Genomic DNA, 18,951 nt, shown 5'->3' with positions numbered 1-18,951 from the left:
AGTCACGGTGAGCGATCGGAAGACGGCGCACCTGGCCGAGGTTGTGCCCCGCGGCCGGGACGGATTTCCGCTCGCGCCCGGTGCCGTGTGCTACCTGCTCGACCCGCCGCACGCCGACGCCAAGGTGGTCACGATCGGCAGGATCGACCCGGTTGGCACCCGAGGGAAGTCGATACCCACGCAGATGCTGACCGCGAACTGGCCGAGCGCTGGAGAACCGCAACAGGGGGGCGAGACTCCGTGAATACCGAGCATGTGCCGCTACGGATCGTAGTCCTCACCGGGGCGGGAATCTCGGCCGAAAGTGGCCTCGGCACTTATCGAGGACCCGCCGCCGGCGACGACTGGAGCCCCGAGGTCATGACCGCCGAACTGCGCGATGACCTCCCCGCCGCGCACCGCCGGCGTCGCCGCCTACAGCAGGCAGTCGCCGAAGCTGCACCGAATGCTGCGCACCGGGCCCTTGCCGAGCTCGAGCGGTTGACTGGCGTCGACTTGGCGGTGATCACCCAGAACCTCGATGATCTCCACGAGCGCGCCGGCAGCCATGCCGTGCTGCACATGCACGGCCGCCTAGACCATATTCGGCACCTGGGTACCGGACAGGTACGGCCCACTGCAGCAGGCGAGCAAGTGGACGAGCAGCACTGGCGACCGCACATTGTCGGTTTCGGCGACCGTGTCCTGGAGATGGACCGCATCCGCGGGCTGCTCGCGGCCGCCGACCTGTTCGTCGCGATCGGCACGTCCTTAACCGTGCCGCCGGCCGCGAATTTCCCCCAGGCTGCGGCTGCGCTAGGCGCACGCACTCTCGAACTGAACCTGGCTCCCACCCAGATGACGCCGATGTTCGACGAGGCGCACCACGGCCCCGCCACGGTGCTCCTGCCGGCGCTCGTTGCGCATCTCCGCGCAATCCTTTGAGAGGCCAGCTGATGGACACCGAGCTGACTGATCGTCTGGAAATCAGTGAGGAGCGCGAGCGCGATGAATTGATGGCCTGGGCGACGTCGAGTGTCCTGCTTGATGGGTCCGCGTCGGTCGTCTAGGTGGCATGGCCCAGGAATAGGAGCGGCGTCGCTGCGACGGTGCCCGGGCTCGGGTAGTCCAGCAGGCCGAGTGTGCGCAGGCCGCCGAGGTTGTTCTCGTACCCGGAGCTCGTAGGGGTGGTGCCAGCGCGCTCGGCGAGTTCGGTGCGGGTGAGGGCCTGCGGATAGGAGGGGATGAGCTGCTCGAGGATGCGCCAGCGGGCTGGTGGGACGTGTGCGCGGATCCGCTCGTGCAGGGCCTCGATCGTCGGGGTGACGGTGGTCTCGGCGGCCGCTGCGCCGGCGTCGGTGAGCGTGACATGGCCCCCTTGTGGGTAGTCGAGGAGGCCGGCGCTGCGGAGTGCGCCGAGGTTGTTCTCGTATCCCGACGACTTGGTGCTGATGCCGGCCCAGAGCCCGAGCTGGATGCGGGACGGGGCGGTCAGGCCGAAGCTGGCGAGCTCGGCGAGGGCGTCGAGGATCTTCCGCTTGGCAGGTGGCAAGCCCGCGCGGGTTGGGGCGTCCTGGGGCTGCGTGCGTGGCGGAGCGGACGCTGAGACCGAGGTGGTGGGCGGCTGGTCGTGGGTCGGCGTCGGTGGCTGGCCTGTGACGCCGTTCGCGCGCGGGGCCGGCGCGGGGGCGGTGACCGCGCTGCTGGTGTGGTGGTCGATGAGCTGCTGCAGGCCGGCGATCGTCGTGGTCACCTCGTCGAGGGCGGCCGTGGCCTGGTCGGCGGCGGCCCGCAGCTGCGCGACCGTGGCGGCGACCTCGTCCGGGATGAACGGCGTGGGCACGGGGATCTCGACGGTCACCATCTCCGGCGCGGCGCCGGCGGAACGTAGGCGGGCGATCTCCGCCTCGAGGTCGTGGATGCGGGCGGCGAGCTGGACAGGATCGGTGGCCGCGGTGCGTTCGACGGTGGCGGCGATGCGGTCCTTGATCGCGGCGAGGTCGACGTCGGCCAGGGCCTTCGGTTCGCGGGCGGCGCTGTTGCGGCGATCGCGAGTGGGGGAGCAGTCGAAGGTGCGGGCGCGGCGTACCTGGGCGCGGGTGAGGATGTCCTTTTCGGGGACCCACCACCAGGCCTCACCGACGGCGAGGTTCGGCAGGGTCTCGGAGACGGTGGACCAGGTCGCGACGTCGCCTTGGCCGCGGACCCAGTCGGCGATCGCGGCCCGGTCGCTGGGGGCGGTCACGCGCATGGCGCCGAGGATGTCGACCTGGGACAAGACGTCCTTGTTGAGGACGGCACTTCGCTGGCTGGTCATCGTGATACCCAAACCGGAGTTGCGGCCGCGGCGGACGATGTTCTCCATCGCGGCGAGCAGGGGCGCATCGTCGCGTCGGGGCTTCTGCGGAGCGAAGAGGTCCGCTTCGTCAATAATCAGGTGCAGCAAGTTGTTCCGGTTGCGGCGGAAGATCCGGTCGAGGAAGTTGCGGGCGAAGTAGCGTTCCTGGTCGCGGCCGGCGAACGCGGACAGGTCGAGGATCATCGACAGGCCCTCGTCGATCGCCAGGTCGGCCATGAGCGGTCCGGCGGCCGGCTCGAGCGCAACGTCGCCATGCAGGCCCCCGAACACCGGCAGAGGAAGTCCCTCGCCGCGGCCGTCGGCGGTCGAACGCAGGCCCCAGAAGACGCCGACAGGGTCGATGATGACGGTCTGGATCTTGGCGGCGCTGAGCTCCTCGGCGATCACGCGGCCGGTGCCAGACTTGCCGGCGCCACGCTTGCCGAGCAGGCCGACGCTGCGGCCGGCGAAGAAGTCGACGTCCAGATCCAGTCCCTGCGCGAGGTCCATGAGGTCAGTGTGGCGCATCTTCGCCGGTCCAGGGGCTTTACCGCGCGCCCACAGCGAGCGCGCGCCCGCGCTGGAAGGGTGCGTCGCTTAACGCCGCACCCACACCGGATCGGGTTACAGTGCCGCCAGCGCCAGACCGCGGCGCCCCGGCCCGGTAACGGCGCTCCACCGCCCTGGTGCGCCCGTCCTGGATCTCGCCCGGGTTGAAGGGCCTTCGGAGAGGCCGGTCGCTTGTTCCGGCACGCCTTTCAGCGTCCCGGGGGCGGTCGGGGCGTCAACGAAAGGTGGTGAACCGGCCATGGGCCGCACCTCGAACATCGACCGCACCGCCCGCCGCATCCGCGACGAGCACCACATCCCGCTGACCGCCGCGAAGGCTATCGCCCGCGCGGTCCGCAACCCGAACCCGGACCGGCCCGAGTTGCTGGACCCGTTCATCGAGCGCGCCGTCGCACTCGCGCGCGAGCAAGGCGGCAAGCTCACCCTGGAGCAGGCCGCTGCCGCGATGACCATCCTCATCCCCGACGGCAAGGGAATGGACTACACCGAGCTGCAGGCGATGTCCGCAGCGACATGGCCGCCCGCGGCGGGCTACGTCGTCAGCTGCGTCATGTACGCCGATGCGTCGGGGCAATCGCAGATGCGCACCGTCGTGGCCGGTTCCGGGTACGTGGCGCCGGACCGCGACGACATCGTCTTCCGGACCACCGTGGACGGCTTCGGCGAGATGGTGAGCACCGCGCGCATCGCGGAGGCCCCGTGCGGAGCAGCGGAGGGTACGGAACGGACGGTGGTCGACGAGCTGGACTCATGGGACCTGTTCGGCAGCGACGATGGCGAGCGCATCGACGCGTACCTGCAGCACGCATGGGACCAGCGCACAGCCGAAGCGGCTGCCTCGGCAGGCCGGCACCGCTGGATCACCATGCACGACGACCCCGAGGCCGAGGGGTGGGTCGGCGACTTCAACAACCTGACCCGCGAGGACTATCTGGCGATCATGCACTCCGCTACCCCGGGGGCGCGGATCGTCGTCGACCCCGAGTGGCTGCACCAGGAGAGCACCGCGGGGGCCGAGCCGACCGAGGTGAGCGCGCTGGAGATGTCGGAGAGCGATGTGTCGCACGTGTTCGACATGACGCGCGACGAAGGCGTCCTGCTGCGAGTGACGGTGATCGGCCCTGCAGACGGCGATCGCCTGGAGGTGATGGTCGACGCCGTGCACGACCTCGCCGACGTCTACGCCGCGCCGGGTTCACCCGTCCGGCGCCTGCTGGACTTCTTCCTGATCGGGTCCGAGTCCGAACCCGATCCGATGAACGACCTGTGGGAGCGGTGCCCACAGGACGGATTCGGAGATCCGGTCTGGCTGGACGATCAGGAGACCGCGTACGCGCGGCAGGGCTCGCTCGCGAAGGAGCTGTCGAAGGAACTCGACCTGCCTCACGACTGGCGAATCGACTGCGTGTTCCCGGACGAGATGCTGTACGCGCTGCAGGTGCGAGGAGCGTGGACCGAGGAGTGGACTGCCGAGGGGTACCTGCGCATTGCGCTGAGGTTCGAGCGGGCCTTCGGCATTCCGCTGCATCCCGATGATGACCTGGCCTCGCCGAGGGAGGGACGGGTGGCCGCGCTGCGGGAGGCGCTACCGCTGCGGGCTCCGGCGGGCCGCTCCGCCCGGGCGGGAGGCGTGTAGATGGTCCCCACTGACCTGGCTTTTCCACTCGTCGATCAGGGCGTTCTTCGCTGCTTGCACGTCGAAGTCGGGGCGGCTGCGCAGGAAGTCGCGCAGAGGTCCTTCGTGAAGGCCGAGTTCGGCCCACTCGGTGCCGGGGGCGCTGCCTTGGGTTATCGAGCAGTGGGGGGTGATCGCGGATCCGCCGATCCCGCCGTGCCACTTCGCGGTCGACGGGAAGGTTGGGTGCGCGTCCCGGAGGATCGCGAGGAGGGATGCGGCGAGGCGCTCGGCGTGCCGGCGCAGCTCGTCGTTCTCGAGGCGGAGGGCGGCGTCGGTCATGGTGTGTTCTTCGGGCGTGGGCGGGATTGCTTCTTTGCTGCTCGTCGTGCTGCGGGCACGAGGTGCTCCCGGGCCCAGCTGCTGCCGTTGCGGGGTCCGGCGACGGCGTCGATGAGGTCCTTCTCGTCCTGGGTGAGTCGGACGGTCAGGTGCTCGGTCAGGCGTTCTGCCTCGGGCTTCGGGGGGCGTGCCATGGTCGGAGTTTATCACCCACAAAAACCCTTGCACAGACCCAGTTATTAGCGTACATTAACTATCGCATTCACCTCGCCCCGCAAGGATCAGGAGCCACCCGTCATGAGCGATCAGACCATCGACCTCACGCCCAACGTGGAAGGCGTGGTCGCCTTCGCGCGCGACATGCTCCGCGCCGCACCCCCGGGAAGCCGCGACGCGACGACCGCCCGCAAGCTCCTCGCCGAGTGCGGCATCGCGGTGGTCGACCAGCTGCTCCCCGAACACCGCGACCGGGTCTGGAGGCGCGCGCACCACCCCGACGGAGCCTTCTCCTGGAACGACGACCGCGGGATGTGGCACGACGAGCGCTACGCGGAAGCCGATCGCGCAGCGTGGATCTCGCAGGACTCGATGGAAAGCCTGTCGTCCCGCGGCCCCTACATCGAGCTGAAGACGACGCAGCGGTAGAAGGGGGCGCACACGATGAGCGAAGTCGATGATCTGGCTGCAGTGATCGAAGGCCTCGACGGCGACCGCACGCTGACCGCCGCCGCACTCGCGCAGGCGCTCCTTGCCGAGGGCTACGCCCTGGTGCAGCTGCCCAAGCCCGACGGTGTCGACGACGACGGACAGCTGCTCTTCGACGGCGGCAACTACCGGGTCGATCTGACGAGCACCAGCGGCGAGTGGCCCGTGCTCTACATCGACGGCATCCCGTACGAGCCCGCGGCGATCGTCAGCGACGCGGGGACCCGGATCGCTGCCGGCCGGGCGGCCCTCGAAGTCCAGCCGGCTCAGCGAGGCGAGCGATGATCCGCCCCGTGAGCCCCGAAGCGATCACCGTCGGCGCCTTCCGGTGGTGCCCGCACGGGTGCGGCATGAACTACCGCGGCAAGCTCGAAGGGCAGGGACTCGCGGCTGTCAGCGCGGTCGTCGATGCGGCGGTGCGCACCGGGAACATCGACGTCGCCGACGGGCGGCCCAGCGCCGCCACGCTGGACGTTCTCGACGGCATCGGCGACATCATCGGCGACTACTCCATCCCGACCGAGCAGGCCTGGGCCTGGTGGGTCACCGCGGCAGAGCTCACGCTTACCGCCACCGACTGCCGCACCTGCGACCCGGTCATCTGGCAGGCCACCGACCCCGCTCGGCGGACCCTCGCCGCTGTCGGCGGAGAGCGGTGACCATGGCGCAGATGCTGATCACCGGTCCGCCCGTGACCTACTTCGAGGCCCGGCGGCGGGTCGCTGAGCGCCTCGACACCGAGGGCATCGAACATCCCGAGGACGTGGCGATCCATGTCCTGGCCGCCATTTCCGCCGAAGGGTGGGACATCATCGCCGCCGGCGGAGCCACCGCCACCCCACACGGAGGTGCGAAGTGACCATCTCGACCAAGACGCGGAAGCTCGTCGGGCAGCGCACCGTCCAGGCCACCGTGCGGATCTCGATCCCGCTGCCGGACCAGGAGGCGACAGGCAACACCGGCCTCGCCGGTCGCGACGAAGACTTCGCGCAGCGCGCGTTCCCGAACGCCGGGCTCGCCAGGAACTGGTGCGAGCGACTTCAGCCCGCCGCCGGCACGATCGACGATGCGCGCATCGAGACCGGCCGCTGGGACGCCGACGACTACCCCAGCGACGAATACGGCCTGGTGCTCGACGCCGTGCACGTCGTCGAGCTCGAGCAGCATGGTGCGCCGGACGAGAACGGCGCCTGGATCTGGGAGGAGCCGGAGCATGCCTGAGCAGTACGTCCAGTGGTGGATCCGGATTCCGCGGGCCAGTCGCGCGGCGATGATCGCGGGGAACCGGTCCGCCCTCGAGCGCGTGGCCGCGGAACTGCACCGGCGTCGCCGGCCCGGGAAGCGGTAGAAGGGCGGGCGAGCGATGCCGAGGCTGATGAGCGTGGCCCTGACCACCGAGCAGGTGCGGGCCCAACAGAAGACGGTGACGCGCCGCGCCGGATGGCAGGTACTGCGGCCGGGTGACCTGGTGACGCTGTGCCCGAAGGTCCGCGGCCGCCGCGCCGGCGAGGCGCTGGAACGGATCGTCACCGTCGAGATCGTCTCCACGCGCCGCGAGCGCCTGGACGCGATTACCGCCGACGACGTCGTCGCAGAAGGCTTCCCCGGCATGACGCCGCCCGAGTTCGTGGCGTTCTTCATCGCCTCGCACCGCGGTGTCAGCGCGAGCAGCGAGATCACTCGGATCGAGTGGGCCTACCCGCGCGTGTGCCGTGCATGCGGCTGTACCGACTTCGCGGCGTGCGAGACCCTGACAGGGCCGTGCTCGTGGCGCACCGTCTACGACGACGGGACGGGGATCTGCAGCGGATGCCCGGGGTCCGGCGACCGATGGGATGCGGCGCGGTGAGCACGGAACCGGCGCTCGGGTTCCGGCACCTGAGACTCGTTCCCCAGCTGGGTGCATACGAGAGCGTCGCTGGTGCGATCGGGCCCACGCAGGTCGGGCAGACCGTCGCGGTGCGCAAGCAGGTGCTGGTCGTCGGGACGCTGGAAGGTGTCAGCGAATCGGTGATCAAGCCGTGGGTGATTCTGCAGGTCGGTTCTGGGTTCGACCGGCAGAAGCTGGTGCTGCATCCCGCGGACATCGTCACGGTCATCCCGAAAGGTGGCCGGGTGTCGGTCACCGTCATCGAAGGCGAGCCCGACGAGGGCTAAGACGAAGGGAGAACAGCAATGCCCGATATCAGGGAGGCGGTGCGCGTGGCGCTGGTCGAAGCACTCCACGACCGCGCGATCGTGCCGGGCTACGACCGCCAGCGCGGGTACGTGATCGACGAGGAGACCGCTCAGGAGCTCGCCGAGTACGCCGCCGACTACGTGCTCGAGGCGATCGCCGACGTCCCGCAGCTCACGCACCAGGACATCGTCGAGATCGTGCGCGCCAGCCGGGAACGCCCGCGGTACGTCCGCACCCACGCGCAAGCCGGACGGTTCCGGTCGTGAACGACGGCGAGCAGGTCGTCGCAGGGCTGGTGATCGTGGTCCTGGCGTTGCTCGGCATCGGCGGGTACGCGGGATACCGGGCCTTCACCGACACCGATGCCGGCGCGCTCGAGACGACCGCCGCGACCGACCAGAAGCACGCCCTGACCCTCGCGCAGCGCTGGCTCGCTGACGGCGGTGCGAGCCGGGACGAGAAGGAGCGGTCCGAGATCACCGTGCGGGAAGCGCCCGACGGCCGGTGGGCCGTGGTCGTCTACCCCGACCGCGCCTCGGGCAACGTGCTGATCAACCTGTTCAGCGCCGGTCTCGGCGCGACGAAGGCGCCCGCCGACTACCGGTGCGTGGCCATCACCTCCCAGCAGCGGACGATGTTCGAATACAGCAAGGTCACCGACGGTGACTGCGACCTCGGCGCCACCAGCATCACGCTTCCGCTCAGTGCCGAGCAGATCGCCGCCGACAAGGCCGCGCGAGAGCGGGACCTGAACGCCCTGATCGAGCAGATCAAGGCGAACCCGAGCGGCGCGGCCGGCGTCGTCGCCTCGTACCGCTCGCCGGTCGCGACGTACTCGGTGTTCACCGCGCAGGTATCCGCGACCGAGACGCGCCTGTCCATCACGCAGAAGGCAACGATCCTCGTCGACATCCGCCGGTGGACCAACCCGCCGACCACGACCACCGACGTGTACGTGGACACCACCAGCGGCACCGTCAGAACCGCCGTCCAATAGCCGCCGCCACCGAGCACCCAGGAGTGAGATCATGACCGCGACAACGACCCGATACGCCGTGACGGTGTACAACGCGTTCGACACCGACAGCGCGATCCAGGGAACCGACCACGATGCCATCGTCTACAGCGAGCACGTCCTCGGTGACCTGCTCAGCCCGCCACTGGTCCCCGGCGGCGGCGAGGACGACGACCGATTCCTGACCCTCGACATGATCAACCAGATCCCCGGCCTGCTCGTGGGAATCGCCGAGCAGCTGCGCGCGCACTGGATCATCCCGGGAGAGGTCGCGACGGAGGCGGACTGCGAACGCGCCCGCCAGCTCACCGACGCCGAGCTCGTCGAGCAGTGGACCATCGCGTTGGCCTCCGCCGGCGACGAGGGGCCGCCCTTCGATGTTGCGGGCACCGACTTCGGGTACCTGCTCTACGACGTCCTCGAGGAGAAGCTCCAGGCGAAGTTTCCCGGCTTGATCTGGGGAATCGGCGACCCCGCGCCGGAGGCGTTGGTGACGATCCCGCGCGCCGAGCTGGCCGCGGGGATCGACGCGCAGGCCGCGCACGAACGTCTCGTCGCGGCCGTGCCGGGCTGGCAGCAGTTCCTCGAATGGATCACCCCGACCAGGCTCTTCCAGAGCGAGAGGTGGGCGGCAGAGCTTTCAGGGCCTCCCGCGTGACCGCCACCCCGGAGGGAGGGCGGTGCGCCGCGAATGTTGCATACGGGCGCATAATATCGCCCGCTCGTGCTGTCCAGCAATAATATTCGGTCATTTGAAACCCCACCCTCAGTCCCGTGATTCGAAGGAGAACGGCATGATCGACGCGAAGGACCAGCCCGACGAGTTCCTGGCGCACGTGGTCAAGGCGACGGATTCGCTGATGCTCATCAGGGTCTACCGAGACCGCGGGGGGAAGCTGCGGGCGCACTACGCGACCGGCCAGTACAGCCTGGCCGAGATCGACCCGATGGAGGTTGTCGAACTGGCGCATGCGGCCACCGGGTGCAAGCCCGGACGCAGGATCCCCGAACCGAAGAACTCCGAGGGGCGCTCGGCGTAGACCTCGCGACACGGTTAATCGCCCACGAAAACCTCTTGCCAGGGGCAGGTTATTCGCGTACATTAACGGGTATCTACAACCTCTACCCAGTGCCCCTGAGGAGCCACCGCGATGACCACCCCCGACGCCGCGCACGGAGTCAGGTACAGCGAGCGCCGCGCCGCCCGACTCCTCGTCGACGGCTACGGCGAGCGGATCCCGTGCTTCTACTGCCTGCGCGCAGCGGTCGGGTACGGCGTCGTGATCGTGCCCCAGTTCGAGGACCACCTGCTCAAGGACGAGCAGCGGCCCCTGTGCGCGAAGCACTACGAGGTCACCGGCGGCCAGATCACCATCGGCTGGCGAGCCATGCGAGCCCTCGACAAGGCCGAGAAGCTCTACTGACCGAACCCCCGAACCACGACGTGAGCACGAGGACCAAGACCATGACGATCGAGCTGTTCGACACCGCGGGGGAGCGCCCCGCGCCGTCGGCTGCGCTGCTGGGCCAGTACCCGACCCCAGCATGGGCCGCCGCGGCGCTGGTGCGCGAACACCTCACCGACCTCGGCGCCGAGGACCTCGTGCTTGAGCCGACCTGCGGACCCGGGAGGTTCTTGGCTGCGGTGCCCGCACACGTGCCCGCAGTCGGTGTCGAGATCGACCCGCGGCTGGCCGAGCGAGCGCGGCGGCTGACCGGGCGCCGGGTGATCACCGGCGACATCCGAGAGGTCGACATCCCCGGTCGGCCCACGGTGGTCCTGGGCAACCCCCCGTTCGAGACCAAGTTGATCGAGACGATCCTCGACCGCATGCACGCCGAGATGGTCGACGACGGGCGGGTGATGTTCGTCCTGCCGGCGTTCTTCTTCCAGACCGCGCGCAGAGTGGTCCGCTACAGCGCGAGGTGGTCGATGAGCCAGCAGATCCTGCCCCGCAACCTCTACGCCGGGCTCAAGCACCCGCTAGTGTTCGCGACCTTCCGCAAGGACGAGCGACGGGTCATGGTCGGATTCTCACTCTTCCACGAGCTGGCCTACCTGCAGGAGCTGCCGAAGGCAGTGCGCGAGGATCTCGACGAGGGGCCGATGACATGGCCTGCGGTCGTACGGTCCGCGCTCGACGAGCACGGCGGCGAAGCCTCGCTCGCGCAGATCTACGAGCACGTGGTCGACCGCCGGCCGACGCGGAACCCCTTCTGGCGCGAGCAGGTCCGCAAGGTCTGCCAGACCCACGCCGACCGAGTCGGCCGAGGCCGGTACGCCGCCCGCCGCGCCGCAACCACTCCCGCCTGACCGCAAACCGCCGTCCCGACGCGATCGAATGAGCAAGGAGAACAAGGTGAACGAGCAGAAGTCCACCGCGATCCGGCACGGAAGCCTGGTACGGATCGGCAAGGGACAGAAGGTCTACCGCGTCGACCAGATCGCACGGAAGGGCACGCACCCGAACGCGCGCTACGAAGACAGGTTCATCCCAGCAGTCGATGCCGACCACCCGGATGCAGCGAAGCGGCTGCCGAACCCGCAGGCGTGCTGGTACCGCGCCGAGGAGCTGACGGTGATCGAGTGATCCACCGAGTAGCCGATGACCGACCGCGCGAACAGGCACAATCCGAAGATGCAAGACGAGGGGAAGGAACAGACGATGAGCGACCACGATTCCCACAGGGCACCCCGCGGCGGTGTCGATGGATACTCGCTGCTGATGAACGCGATGCTCGCCCCCGGCGTGACCGACGCGATCGTCAACTCGGAGAGCGTGACGACCTTGCCGCCGCCCGCATGCTCACTCGACCCTCTCAGCGAGTCGGCTCTGCGTGAGCTGAATGCGGCGCAGAGGGAGACCATCATGGCCAACAGTGGAGAGCCGGGCGGGGACCGTGCTGCCGTGGTGCGCCGCCAGACGGCGCTGGCGGCGCGTCTCGAGGAATGGCAGACCGCCGGGCTGGGGGTCGTTCTCGACGACGCCGCCGCGGACGAGCTTTCGAAGGCCCTGGCCGAAGAGGTCGGTGGGCGATGGCGGCGCGACACGACGACCGTGCCTGCTACCGATGGCGCCGAGGTGGAGTTCTCCATCAAGGGGTCGTGGTGGCGGGGTGACGTGCACGCCCCCACCGGCTACCTGAGCGTGGGAGTCGCCGACGTCGGCTTCCTGGCCGCCGAGCTGAGCCTGTGGCAGGCGAACCGGCTGCGTGAACAGCTCGCCCACGGGTCGTCGGCCGCGCTGGCGCCGGTGGAGATGTTCATGAACGTCGACGACGAGCCGACGGTGTTCCGGGTGTACTTCTCGCGCGCGCTGCCAGCGGGACGGACGCTCGACGTTCAGTAGGCGGCTCGCGAAACACCGCACAGCACAACGGCACCGGGGAAGGCGTGGGAGGCGACGACGATGAGCAGCGCGGAACCTGCACTGTTCGACCCGCAATTCACCCCTCGGTCCGCGGTGCTCTCGCCATGCGGCAGGTACCGGTACGTGCTCACGCGCCGCTGGGCCGCCGAGCCCGGCCCGGTGTGCGTGATCGTCGCACTCAACCCGTCGACCGCCGACGCGGAGCACGACGACCCGACCGTGAAGCGATGCATCGGCTTCGCGCGCCGCTGCGGCGCGACCGAACTGCGGATCGTGAACCTGTACGCCCTGCGCGCGACGGATCCCGGTGAGCTGTGGTCGGCCGAGGACCCCGTCGGCCCGGACAACGACCGGCACCTCGTTGCCGCCGCCGAAGTTGCGGTTCGCACCGTCGGGCCGATCATCGTGGCCTGGGGCGCCAACGCGCGGTCCGACCGCGTACGCGCCGGGGTGGCCCTGCTCGGCCGCAAGGACCTGCTGTGCCTGGGAACGACCAAGGCCGGTGCGCCGCGGCACCCGCTGTACCTGCCGGCCACGGCGCCGCTGATGCCGTGGACCCATCGCGCGAACGCAGGATGACGACCGAGGCGCGGGCGGTCGGGCCTGGCGGTCGATCGCGGGTGCGTGCTGGGCGCGCGGGTTAGCTGCTGCTCGTCGAGTCGTCGTCGGGTGTGCTGGGCTTGGTAGGGGTGCGCAGGTCGCCGAGGGTGGGGTTGCTGGGGTCGCTGAACCAACTGGGCTGCGCGAACGGGACGACCCAGCGGGTGAGGTCGACGGTGAGCCCGTCGGGCTCGTGCGCCGTCATGGCGATGAGCTGTCGGACGCGACCGAGCGAGCACACGGACTGCCAGACCCACTCGATGTCGGCGAGGGCGTGGCGCATCTGCTGCTCGGTGATCGTGTCGTGGTGGCGCTGCTGCTCGGTCCACCGTTCGTCACGCCAGGCGAGTTCTGCCGGTGCGCCTGTGCTCGAGCGGCGCTGCCCGGTGCCGTCGCCGAGGCGGGCGATGGTCATCTCCTGGTGCGGGGTGGTGCCATCGATGCTGACGATGTAGAGCATGTGGGCCACCTTGTGGCGGATCTTCGCGGCCTGGTCGATCGCGGCGGAGATCTCCTCGTGGGGCCACCGGACGCCGATCTGCTTGGCGATGAGTGCGAGCTCGCGGGGGATGCCCGCGCCGCGGTCCCAGGCGCCGTCGATGCCGGCGAGCTCGAACCGGGTCCAGGAGACCTCGGCGACCATGAGCTGCCAGCAGCCGAGGACCTGCAGGGCGAGGCGCTCCATCACCGGCGACGGCCGGAAGCTGTCGCGCTCACGATCGCCATGGGCGGCGAGCCGGGTGAAGGTCTCGATCAGCGCGTTCTCGGCCTGCACCCGCCGCGCGGCCTCGGTCGCTGCGGCACTTGGTGGATGGCGCGGGTCGGGGACGTTCACGGTGCGGCCTCGGCGAGGTCGGGGGCGTCGCCGTCAGGGGAGGCCATGCGGGCGTCACGGAGCGCGTTGTCCCAGCGGACGATCTCCCAGCGGGTCATCGCGAACTGGCCCAGGATGGCCGCCGCAGTCGGCTGGCCGTCGTGAAGGGGCAGCACGCGGTCCGCGCTGCCACCGAGTGCGAGCAGGTCGACGCCGAGGGGCTGATGGGTGAATTCGCGGGCTTCGGCGAGGTCGTTGCGGACCGCCTCGAGCTCGCGGTCGAGGCGGTCGAGGAGCTGCTCGGCGTGCTGCAGGAGGCGGTCGCGGCGACCGGCGATCAGGGCCACGCAGTGCGTCCAGGTGGGGACCTTGTCGCGGCGGACGTAGAGGTGTCCGGCACGGCCTCGCTCGACCCCGTCGAGGAGGCCGTCGTCGGCGAGCATCTTGATCAGGTCCATTGGGATGCCCGACAGCTTCGACGCCTCGGAGAGCTTGAGCAGCTCGTCGGCGCCGTCAGTGCTGGTTGCCATCGATCAGGTCCTTCCTCGGGAGCAGCTGCGGGCAGAAGCGGTGGACGGGGGTCTCAGGTGCCGATCGCGTAGCAGAGCACGAACGTCGCCGCGGCGGCAACGGCGAGCAGGGGCACAAGGGTCCGGCTCAGCACGGCGTCGATCGCCGTGCCGCGGACCTCCGTGGCCACCGCGGTGCCGGTGGCGTCGAAGGTGACCTGGTACAGCGGTCGTGGCGGGAAGGCGCGGCGGATCCGGATCTCGCAGATCGCCCACGCAAGGGCCGCCGCGACGATGAACAGCACGTGGTAGCCGACGAACCAGTGCAGTGGCACCGCCGGTGTCGCCGCGGCGCCGACGAGGATGCTGAGCGCGCCGACGACGAAGGCGCCAACGGTGGCGGTCGCGAAGGTCTCACTGCGAAGCACCAGCAGCTCGGTGCGGGTCGACCAGCCCGCCCAGCCGACGACGATCATCGGCGTCGCCGCGGCCAGTGCAGCCTCGATCCAGAGCGCGAGGGTATTCATCCGCGTCGCCTCCGGTACTGCTTGAGATCCTCGCGATAGTCGTTGAGGAGCGCGTCCCAGCTCTGCCCTTCGATCAAGGGCTTCAGGGTGGCCGCGCCGCGGCCGGCGAGCAGCTCGCGGAACCGGACCTCGGCGTACAAGTCCTCGCGGCCGTCCCGACTCCAGCTCAGCTCGCCGATGAACGAGCCGGACTGGACGCCGAACGAACCCGGCTGAGGGCGATACTTCTGCACCAGGCCCGTGATGTACTCGACGTCCGCGCTGAGGTTGTCGTAGGTCATCTCCATGGTGGAGCCGCCGAAGAGCGGCCGGAGCGCGTCGGTGAGGAGCCGACTCTCGGGATAGAACATCCGTCCGCCGCCGTTGTTCCAGCGCGGCAGATCGTTGACCCAGTCTCCGAGCGGTCCCTGCAGATGTAGCACCCACGCCGGGAGGGTCAGCGGACGCGCGCCAGGGTCGCCGCGCCAACGGGGAACGGTGAGCAGGTCGATCAGGACGCCGGGACGCCCCCGGTGCACGGCGACGATCCCCATTGCGCGCAGCGCCAGCAGCGCCGGGTAGTGCTGAAGATCCGCCCACCTCTCGAATCCGCCGTGGCGGTAGGCGCTCATCAGCCGGGCCAGCACGTCGCACCAGAGCTCAGAGTGGGTCCCGTCGACGTCGTGATAGATACCCTCGACCAGCAGGTGCAGCAGGGGCATCGTCTCCGCGGTCAGCCGGGTGATCTCGAGGTCGAGGACATCGTTCGCCGGCGAGGTCGTGACCGGGATGTCGCGGATCGCGGCGATCACCTCGTCGACGGAGGCCATCACGAGGTCATGCAGTTCGATGCGCCGCACTGGATCCGGTAGCGCCCGCTTGAGCCGGGCGATCGCCATCGCCGTCGTCAGTGGCGGCTGCGCCAGCGTCTCCAAGGCCTGGACGCTGGCGAGCAGCTCCTCGAACAACGTATTCGCGTCCGCCGCCGGGACCGTCGTGCCGCGGCGCTGCGCCAGGAGCTGCGCCGCGACCGTTCCTTTCGAGGACCGGCTGTCCCAGTAGAGCTGGTAGCGCACCGGTGCGGTCTCGAGTGCACGCACCAGGGCCTTGTCCCAGTCGGCGGACCACCCGGAGATCAGCAGCCCGTAGTCGCGGAAGATCTCCGCCAGGAGCTGATTCCACTCCGGCGGGTAGTCGGTGAGCTCAGCGACGGTGTTGCGGGAGTCGAGATCCTGGTAGTCGCCGTGCAGCTTGATCACCGTCGCATTGGCATGCGTCAACGGGGAACTGCCGGCGACCATCTCCGGGCGGCTGATGAGTTGGAACTCGACGCCGGACTCGGTGAGAGCCCGTTCCATCAGCTGGTCGAAGTTCGTGGTCACGATGACCCGCACATACCCGTGCTTGACCAGTTCGGCGATCGCCCTGTGCGCCGGGCTGGGCGTCTTCTGCTCGCGGTCGCGGTCGTCGTCGGTGGGGACGAAGTACTCCTTGAGGAGTCCGTGCCGGCCGGGTGCATGCGGCGCCAGCTGGTCGAGGAGCGCGGAGTAGTCGAGCGTGATGCCCCGCCCGGCCGCCCACTGCTCGGGGTTGTCCCTCGCCAGGGCGTGCGCGGCCGTGTCGTGCGGATCGTCTGCGATGGCGATCTTCTGGGCGAGGCTCTTGACCACGCCCCATCCTGTCGGGATCCCCGCGCCGGTGGAGACGCCCGAGCCGAGCAGCAATGCGTGGACGCCCGGCTGCGAGTGCATGGCCATCGCGAGCATCACCTGGGGCGTGAGGGCGGATCGGGGCGTTGGTGGGGTGGTCACGCGCGGATCGTATCCCGTGGCGCCGGCAGGTCCGGCCGATCGTCAGGCGGGCCGGAGGCGGGCTGTGGGGATGCCGCGCGGTCGGCACCGGGGCGCGCCTCGGTTAGCGGCAAGGCGGTTTCGAGTATGCCTTGCATACTCGATCTGGAAGCCTTGAGGGCTATCGAGTATGCAAGGCATACTCGAAGCATGACCACGAACGCGCCCGCCATCACCGCCACTTCCCTGGAGCTGTTCCTCGACTACGCCCGCGACGCCGGGAATTGGTCCGGCACCCCTCTCGTCGGCGGCAACGTCGGCGGATCGAAAGAGGAGCGCGGCAACCTCACCCAGCTCAAGCGAGCGGGGCTGATCACGACCTTCCGGTGGGATGGTGAAGTGTGGATCGACTTCACGGACGCCGGCAAGGCTCTCGCCGCCGAGCATGGCGTCACGGTCATCTGAAGCCGCGGTCGCCGACCCGACGAGCGTCACGCCCGGGTCGGCGACCGTTTCCAATGGGACTGGGCGGCATCACTCTCTCGAAATCAGAAGCAATTCGAAGGCGCCTTCTGATACATTCGGATTCATGGATGAGTATCACGATCTGGGCCCCGCCATCGGCGCGCTGCGCGACGGCATGGGCAAGTCTCAGCCCCAGATCCACCGCGCCGGCGGCCCGTCGGTGAGCGAGCAGAGCCGCGTCGAACAGGGCGGCCGGGGCGGCCTGCTCTCCCCGTCGATGGTGGAGAAGTACGCCACGGCCTTCGGGAATCTCGGCGCGACGCGCATCGCCTCCGCTCTGCTGCCCATCTCGCGCGTGCTGCTCGACGAGGCTCCCCCGGAGCAGCTGATCGAGCTGACACCGACTGCGATCGTCATCAACACAGCGATGGGCAAGTTCAGCTCGCAGCGGATCGAGGTGACGGAGCTGCGACTGGCGGACGACGAGCCGGCGCTGACAGGCGACCATGTCCGCACATGGGACCTGCTCGTGGAGCAGTTGCTGGAAGGCGCCGACCAGGTCTTCGCGGAGCAGAGCGGGGCCCCGGCGCCGATCACTCGGGCGCATGTCTCGCCGCCGCGGGCGCGCTTCCGCTCCAGCGGCTACAACCGGGACCAGGACGTCATCGCGATCGACCCGCTCGAAGATCTGCCGGGCAAGCCGCTACCGCGCGTCCAGCAGATGCTGGCGACGCTGACCGAGGGGAAGCCGAGTAGGAGCAGCTGGGCGGCGCTGATGCTCTACGCGATCGCCAGGCGGACTCCGATTGGATCACAGAGACCCTGGACCGAGGGGCCTCTCGCCGCCCTATTCGCCGCCAAGGACATCGCGGTCGAGCTCTCCAAGGACGGCGCGTTCGGCATGGGCGTGGCTGGAGACGTCGCCCTGTTTGCTGCTCAGCATGAGCTGCAGGACCTACTGCGGCCCTTCCTGGATTCGATTCTCGATGCGGTGGGCGAGGTCGACAGTGAAGGGCGGCTGGTGCTCGGCGAGTCCGCCGTCACGACGATCTCTGAGTTGAAGACGGTCGAGTCGGTCGCGTTCGGTCCTGACGTTGCCGCGGCTGCGGCCCTGCTGGCGGCGCTGGCAACCGGCAAGGACCGTACGGTGCTCACGGTGCGGCCGAAGTCCGTGGCGGTCGCGCGAAGCTACTACACCCCGGACCCGCCGTCGCGGCTCGAGCTCGCGCTCGTGCCCGGTCTGGAGTCGATCGCGGTCGCGCAGTGGCGCGGCGAGACCGTGGCGATGCGGCTTCGGTACTGAACACGAAAAGGCCTGAGGGGAAAGGACGCGCGGATGAGCGGAGGAAGCTTCAACTACCTCTACACCCGAACGGCTGTGGCATTGCTGTGGGATGAGCGAGGGGCGTTCGAGATGATGGCCGAGCTGCTCGAGAAGGAGTTCCCCGGGAGTGCCGCGGCAACTCGGACCCGCGAGCTGATGGTGCTGCTGGAGGCGGCTGATCGTGGTGTCGAGGCGGCCATCGACCCGTGCCGCGAGGTATGGCAGGCCGCCGAATGGTGGAAGTCCAACGACTGGGACCGTGAGCAAGTCGAGGAAGCGGTCGCCGCCCTTGAGAAGCGGGTTTCCCAGGAGGTGTCGACGTACCCGCTCGACACCGACTCGGGCTGGGCGGACGGCGCTGCCGTCGTGGAAGTTGTTGCCGGCGATGACGATGGACCGGGGGTGTACGTGGCGGCCGGTGAAGTCGTGGATCGCGATCGCGGCGCCGTCGCGACCCCGGATCAGGCTGAAGCGCTCGGCTGGGCGCTGATCGCGGCGGCCGCCAGGGCGCGGCGGCAGCACACCGGAAGGGACTGATGAGCGATGGCCTTCGGCGCGGAGCGCGGTAGCCTCGTCGGCGTGCGCGTGCTCGCCTGGGCGCGGACGTTCCCGAGCGGTGATGTTCCCGGTCGGTCGCACGAGCGAGAAGGCCTGGAGTGTGATGCTCCAGGCCTTCCGTGCGTACCGGCCAGGGGGAGGCGTTCGAAGCGAACTCGCGCTAGTATCGAACAGTCGAGCGACGGCGGCGTGATACTTGAACAGGACCGCGCGGGCATCACGCGGGAAGCGTCGTCGCTCGACACATGCACCTCGACGCACTTGCTTGCGT

General features: G+C 69.3%; 30 protein-coding genes. 23 read left to right on the top strand and 7 right to left on the bottom strand.

All coding sequences use genetic code 11. From position 1 onward, the window contains the following. Positions 1-7: 7 nt before the first annotated feature. Positions 8-244, top strand: a complete 237-nt coding sequence (locus ACM9LD_RS17380) for a hypothetical protein (RefSeq protein ID WP_415677824.1) — start codon at positions 8-10, stop codon at positions 242-244. Continuing rightward, a complete protein-coding gene (locus ACM9LD_RS17375; RefSeq protein ID WP_415677823.1) occupies positions 241-924 on the top strand; it encodes a Sir2 family NAD-dependent protein deacetylase in 684 nt (227 codons plus the stop codon). Before ACM9LD_RS17380 ends, ACM9LD_RS17375 begins: the two co-directional genes overlap by 4 nt. 121 nt (positions 925-1,045) lie before the next feature. Here the strand turns inward: ACM9LD_RS17375 and ACM9LD_RS17370 are convergent, their stop codons facing one another. Further along, a complete protein-coding gene (locus tag ACM9LD_RS17370; protein WP_415677822.1) occupies positions 1,046-2,827 on the bottom strand; it encodes a helicase HerA domain-containing protein in 1,782 nt (593 codons plus the stop codon). Between the two features lie 298 nt (positions 2,828-3,125). Here ACM9LD_RS17370 and ACM9LD_RS17365 point away from each other — a divergent pair, with 298 nt between their 5' ends. Then, a complete protein-coding gene (locus tag ACM9LD_RS17365; RefSeq protein ID WP_415677821.1) occupies positions 3,126-4,523 on the top strand; it encodes a hypothetical protein in 1,398 nt (465 codons plus the stop codon). Here the strand turns inward: ACM9LD_RS17365 and ACM9LD_RS17360 are convergent. Together ACM9LD_RS17360 and ACM9LD_RS17355 are read right to left on the bottom strand one after the other, a co-directional pair. Further along, the gene (locus tag ACM9LD_RS17360) at positions 4,473-4,844 is read right to left on the bottom strand and encodes a hypothetical protein (RefSeq protein WP_415677820.1); all 372 of its coding nucleotides are present in this window, start codon (positions 4,842-4,844) and stop codon (positions 4,473-4,475) included. The genes ACM9LD_RS17365 and ACM9LD_RS17360 overlap by 51 nt on opposite strands. Beyond that, positions 4,841-5,038 carry a hypothetical protein gene (locus ACM9LD_RS17355; RefSeq protein WP_415677819.1) on the bottom strand — a complete coding sequence of 66 codons (198 nt, stop codon included), beginning with the start codon at positions 5,036-5,038 and terminating at the stop codon, positions 4,841-4,843. The genes ACM9LD_RS17360 and ACM9LD_RS17355 overlap by 4 nt, the downstream gene beginning before the upstream one ends. 103 nt (positions 5,039-5,141) lie before the next feature. Here ACM9LD_RS17355 and ACM9LD_RS17350 point away from each other — a divergent pair, with 103 nt between their 5' ends. The 17 genes from ACM9LD_RS17350 (at position 5,142) to ACM9LD_RS17270 (ending at position 12,693) form a co-directional block, all read left to right on the top strand. Then, the gene (locus ACM9LD_RS17350) at positions 5,142-5,489 is read left to right on the top strand and encodes a hypothetical protein (RefSeq protein WP_415677818.1); all 348 of its coding nucleotides are present in this window, start codon (positions 5,142-5,144) and stop codon (positions 5,487-5,489) included. Positions 5,490-5,504: 15 nt separating this feature from the next. Beyond that, positions 5,505-5,834 (top strand): hypothetical protein, encoded by a 330-nt coding sequence (locus ACM9LD_RS17345; protein ID WP_415677817.1) that lies wholly within the window; start codon positions 5,505-5,507, stop codon positions 5,832-5,834. 8 nt (positions 5,835-5,842) lie between these two features. Further along, positions 5,843-6,208, top strand: coding sequence for a hypothetical protein (locus ACM9LD_RS17340; protein ID WP_415677816.1), 366 nt, complete (start codon positions 5,843-5,845; stop codon positions 6,206-6,208). A 2-nt stretch (positions 6,209-6,210) separates the two neighbouring features. Then, positions 6,211-6,408, top strand: a complete 198-nt coding sequence (locus tag ACM9LD_RS17335; protein WP_415677815.1) for a hypothetical protein — start codon at positions 6,211-6,213, stop codon at positions 6,406-6,408. Then, on the top strand, positions 6,405-6,770 hold the full coding sequence (locus ACM9LD_RS17330; protein WP_415677814.1) for a hypothetical protein: 366 nt from the start codon (positions 6,405-6,407) through the stop codon (positions 6,768-6,770). Before ACM9LD_RS17335 ends, ACM9LD_RS17330 begins: the two co-directional genes overlap by 4 nt. Beyond that, the gene (locus ACM9LD_RS17325) at positions 6,763-6,897 is read left to right on the top strand and encodes a hypothetical protein (protein ID WP_415677813.1); all 135 of its coding nucleotides are present in this window, start codon (positions 6,763-6,765) and stop codon (positions 6,895-6,897) included. Before ACM9LD_RS17330 ends, ACM9LD_RS17325 begins: the two co-directional genes overlap by 8 nt. 27 nt (positions 6,898-6,924) lie before the next feature. Further along, a complete protein-coding gene (locus tag ACM9LD_RS17320; protein ID WP_415677812.1) occupies positions 6,925-7,398 on the top strand; it encodes an ASCH domain-containing protein in 474 nt (157 codons plus the stop codon). Then, positions 7,395-7,706, top strand: coding sequence for a hypothetical protein (locus ACM9LD_RS17315; RefSeq protein ID WP_415677811.1), 312 nt, complete (start codon positions 7,395-7,397; stop codon positions 7,704-7,706). The genes ACM9LD_RS17320 and ACM9LD_RS17315 overlap by 4 nt, the downstream gene beginning before the upstream one ends. Positions 7,707-7,724: 18 nt before the next feature. Beyond that, the gene (locus tag ACM9LD_RS17310; protein ID WP_415677810.1) at positions 7,725-7,994 is read left to right on the top strand and encodes a ferritin family protein; all 270 of its coding nucleotides are present in this window, start codon (positions 7,725-7,727) and stop codon (positions 7,992-7,994) included. Then, a complete protein-coding gene (locus ACM9LD_RS17305) occupies positions 7,991-8,725 on the top strand; it encodes a hypothetical protein (RefSeq protein ID WP_415677809.1) in 735 nt (244 codons plus the stop codon). The genes ACM9LD_RS17310 and ACM9LD_RS17305 overlap by 4 nt, the downstream gene beginning before the upstream one ends. A gap of 31 nt (positions 8,726-8,756) precedes the next feature. Further along, positions 8,757-9,401: a hypothetical protein gene (locus ACM9LD_RS17300; RefSeq protein WP_415677808.1), complete on the top strand. Its 645-nt coding sequence runs from the start codon at positions 8,757-8,759 to the stop codon at positions 9,399-9,401. A gap of 136 nt (positions 9,402-9,537) precedes the next feature. Further along, the gene (locus ACM9LD_RS17295; protein ID WP_415677807.1) at positions 9,538-9,783 is read left to right on the top strand and encodes a hypothetical protein; all 246 of its coding nucleotides are present in this window, start codon (positions 9,538-9,540) and stop codon (positions 9,781-9,783) included. Positions 9,784-9,894: 111 nt separating this feature from the next. Continuing rightward, the gene (locus ACM9LD_RS17290) at positions 9,895-10,167 is read left to right on the top strand and encodes a hypothetical protein (protein WP_415677806.1); all 273 of its coding nucleotides are present in this window, start codon (positions 9,895-9,897) and stop codon (positions 10,165-10,167) included. Between the two features lie 41 nt (positions 10,168-10,208). Next, positions 10,209-11,057, top strand: coding sequence for a class I SAM-dependent methyltransferase (locus tag ACM9LD_RS17285; RefSeq protein WP_415677805.1), 849 nt, complete (start codon positions 10,209-10,211; stop codon positions 11,055-11,057). 28 nt (positions 11,058-11,085) lie between these two features. Continuing rightward, positions 11,086-11,334, top strand: a complete 249-nt coding sequence (locus ACM9LD_RS17280; protein WP_415677804.1) for a hypothetical protein — start codon at positions 11,086-11,088, stop codon at positions 11,332-11,334. Positions 11,335-11,349: 15 nt separating this feature from the next. Continuing rightward, on the top strand, positions 11,350-12,093 hold the full coding sequence (locus ACM9LD_RS17275; protein WP_415677803.1) for a hypothetical protein: 744 nt from the start codon (positions 11,350-11,352) through the stop codon (positions 12,091-12,093). 60 nt (positions 12,094-12,153) lie between these two features. Beyond that, entirely contained in the window at positions 12,154-12,693 is a 540-nt protein-coding gene (locus tag ACM9LD_RS17270) for a DUF1643 domain-containing protein (RefSeq protein WP_415677802.1), read from the top strand. Positions 12,694-12,754: 61 nt separating this feature from the next. Here the strand turns inward: ACM9LD_RS17270 and ACM9LD_RS17265 are convergent, their stop codons facing one another. The 4 genes from ACM9LD_RS17265 to ACM9LD_RS17250 are packed head-to-tail and all read right to left on the bottom strand — an operon-like array spanning position 12,755 to position 16,354. Beyond that, on the bottom strand, positions 12,755-13,549 hold the full coding sequence (locus ACM9LD_RS17265; RefSeq protein ID WP_415677801.1) for a hypothetical protein: 795 nt from the start codon (positions 13,547-13,549) through the stop codon (positions 12,755-12,757). Next, positions 13,546-14,058, bottom strand: coding sequence for a DNA-binding protein (locus ACM9LD_RS17260; protein WP_415677800.1), 513 nt, complete (start codon positions 14,056-14,058; stop codon positions 13,546-13,548). The genes ACM9LD_RS17265 and ACM9LD_RS17260 overlap by 4 nt, the downstream gene beginning before the upstream one ends. A 53-nt stretch (positions 14,059-14,111) precedes the next feature. After that, positions 14,112-14,564: a hypothetical protein gene (locus ACM9LD_RS17255; protein ID WP_415677799.1), complete on the bottom strand. Its 453-nt coding sequence runs from the start codon at positions 14,562-14,564 to the stop codon at positions 14,112-14,114. Beyond that, the gene (locus tag ACM9LD_RS17250; protein ID WP_415677798.1) at positions 14,561-16,354 is read right to left on the bottom strand and encodes an SIR2 family protein; all 1,794 of its coding nucleotides are present in this window, start codon (positions 16,352-16,354) and stop codon (positions 14,561-14,563) included. The genes ACM9LD_RS17255 and ACM9LD_RS17250 overlap by 4 nt, the downstream gene beginning before the upstream one ends. A 189-nt stretch (positions 16,355-16,543) precedes the next feature. On the opposite strand from ACM9LD_RS17250, the gene ACM9LD_RS17245 reads away from it, so the two are divergent. The 3 genes from ACM9LD_RS17245 to ACM9LD_RS17235 all read left to right on the top strand — a co-directional run bounded on the left by ACM9LD_RS17245 (position 16,544) and on the right by ACM9LD_RS17235 (position 18,659). Then, positions 16,544-16,798: a hypothetical protein gene (locus tag ACM9LD_RS17245; RefSeq protein ID WP_415677797.1), complete on the top strand. Its 255-nt coding sequence runs from the start codon at positions 16,544-16,546 to the stop codon at positions 16,796-16,798. A 124-nt stretch (positions 16,799-16,922) separates the two neighbouring features. After that, positions 16,923-18,101, top strand: coding sequence for a hypothetical protein (locus tag ACM9LD_RS17240; RefSeq protein ID WP_415677796.1), 1,179 nt, complete (start codon positions 16,923-16,925; stop codon positions 18,099-18,101). Between the two features lie 33 nt (positions 18,102-18,134). Further along, a complete protein-coding gene (locus tag ACM9LD_RS17235) occupies positions 18,135-18,659 on the top strand; it encodes a hypothetical protein (RefSeq protein ID WP_415677795.1) in 525 nt (174 codons plus the stop codon). The last annotated feature ends 292 nt before the right edge of the window (positions 18,660-18,951 follow it).

The organism is Tsukamurella hominis, from assembly GCF_965137015.1.
In the GTDB taxonomy this organism is placed as follows: Bacteria; Actinomycetota; Actinomycetes; order Mycobacteriales; family Mycobacteriaceae; genus Tsukamurella; species Tsukamurella hominis.
This window is presented reverse-complemented; position numbering and strand designations above follow the sequence as displayed.

What these genes read in the sequence shown, in the direction of transcription:
- ACM9LD_RS17245 (WP_415677797.1), top strand. Translation starts at nt 16,544, where the DNA reads ATGACCACGAACGCGCCCGCCATCACCGCCACTTCCCTGGAGCTGTTC.
- ACM9LD_RS17350 (WP_415677818.1), top strand. Translation starts at nt 5,142, where the DNA reads ATGAGCGATCAGACCATCGACCTCACGCCCAACGTGGAAGGCGTGGTC.
- ACM9LD_RS17335 (WP_415677815.1), top strand. Translation starts at nt 6,211, where the DNA reads ATGGCGCAGATGCTGATCACCGGTCCGCCCGTGACCTACTTCGAGGCC.
- ACM9LD_RS17365 (WP_415677821.1), top strand. Translation starts at nt 3,126, where the DNA reads ATGGGCCGCACCTCGAACATCGACCGCACCGCCCGCCGCATCCGCGAC.
- ACM9LD_RS17300 (WP_415677808.1), top strand. Translation starts at nt 8,757, where the DNA reads ATGACCGCGACAACGACCCGATACGCCGTGACGGTGTACAACGCGTTC.
- ACM9LD_RS17360 (WP_415677820.1), bottom strand. Translation starts at nt 4,844, where the DNA reads ATGACCGACGCCGCCCTCCGCCTCGAGAACGACGAGCTGCGCCGGCAC.
- ACM9LD_RS17310 (WP_415677810.1), top strand. Translation starts at nt 7,725, where the DNA reads ATGCCCGATATCAGGGAGGCGGTGCGCGTGGCGCTGGTCGAAGCACTC.
- ACM9LD_RS17370 (WP_415677822.1), bottom strand. Translation starts at nt 2,827, where the DNA reads ATGGACCTCGCGCAGGGACTGGATCTGGACGTCGACTTCTTCGCCGGC.
- ACM9LD_RS17240 (WP_415677796.1), top strand. Translation starts at nt 16,923, where the DNA reads ATGGATGAGTATCACGATCTGGGCCCCGCCATCGGCGCGCTGCGCGAC.
- ACM9LD_RS17320 (WP_415677812.1), top strand. Translation starts at nt 6,925, where the DNA reads ATGAGCGTGGCCCTGACCACCGAGCAGGTGCGGGCCCAACAGAAGACG.
- ACM9LD_RS17255 (WP_415677799.1), bottom strand. Translation starts at nt 14,564, where the DNA reads ATGAATACCCTCGCGCTCTGGATCGAGGCTGCACTGGCCGCGGCGACG.
- ACM9LD_RS17290 (WP_415677806.1), top strand. Translation starts at nt 9,895, where the DNA reads ATGACCACCCCCGACGCCGCGCACGGAGTCAGGTACAGCGAGCGCCGC.
- ACM9LD_RS17345 (WP_415677817.1), top strand. Translation starts at nt 5,505, where the DNA reads ATGAGCGAAGTCGATGATCTGGCTGCAGTGATCGAAGGCCTCGACGGC.
- ACM9LD_RS17270 (WP_415677802.1), top strand. Translation starts at nt 12,154, where the DNA reads ATGAGCAGCGCGGAACCTGCACTGTTCGACCCGCAATTCACCCCTCGG.
- ACM9LD_RS17235 (WP_415677795.1), top strand. Translation starts at nt 18,135, where the DNA reads ATGAGCGGAGGAAGCTTCAACTACCTCTACACCCGAACGGCTGTGGCA.
- ACM9LD_RS17275 (WP_415677803.1), top strand. Translation starts at nt 11,350, where the DNA reads ATGACCGACCGCGCGAACAGGCACAATCCGAAGATGCAAGACGAGGGG.
- ACM9LD_RS17285 (WP_415677805.1), top strand. Translation starts at nt 10,209, where the DNA reads ATGACGATCGAGCTGTTCGACACCGCGGGGGAGCGCCCCGCGCCGTCG.
- ACM9LD_RS17260 (WP_415677800.1), bottom strand. Translation starts at nt 14,058, where the DNA reads ATGGCAACCAGCACTGACGGCGCCGACGAGCTGCTCAAGCTCTCCGAG.
- ACM9LD_RS17325 (WP_415677813.1), top strand. Translation starts at nt 6,763, where the DNA reads ATGCCTGAGCAGTACGTCCAGTGGTGGATCCGGATTCCGCGGGCCAGT.
- ACM9LD_RS17355 (WP_415677819.1), bottom strand. Translation starts at nt 5,038, where the DNA reads ATGGCACGCCCCCCGAAGCCCGAGGCAGAACGCCTGACCGAGCACCTG.
- ACM9LD_RS17295 (WP_415677807.1), top strand. Translation starts at nt 9,538, where the DNA reads ATGATCGACGCGAAGGACCAGCCCGACGAGTTCCTGGCGCACGTGGTC.
- ACM9LD_RS17280 (WP_415677804.1), top strand. Translation starts at nt 11,086, where the DNA reads ATGAGCAAGGAGAACAAGGTGAACGAGCAGAAGTCCACCGCGATCCGG.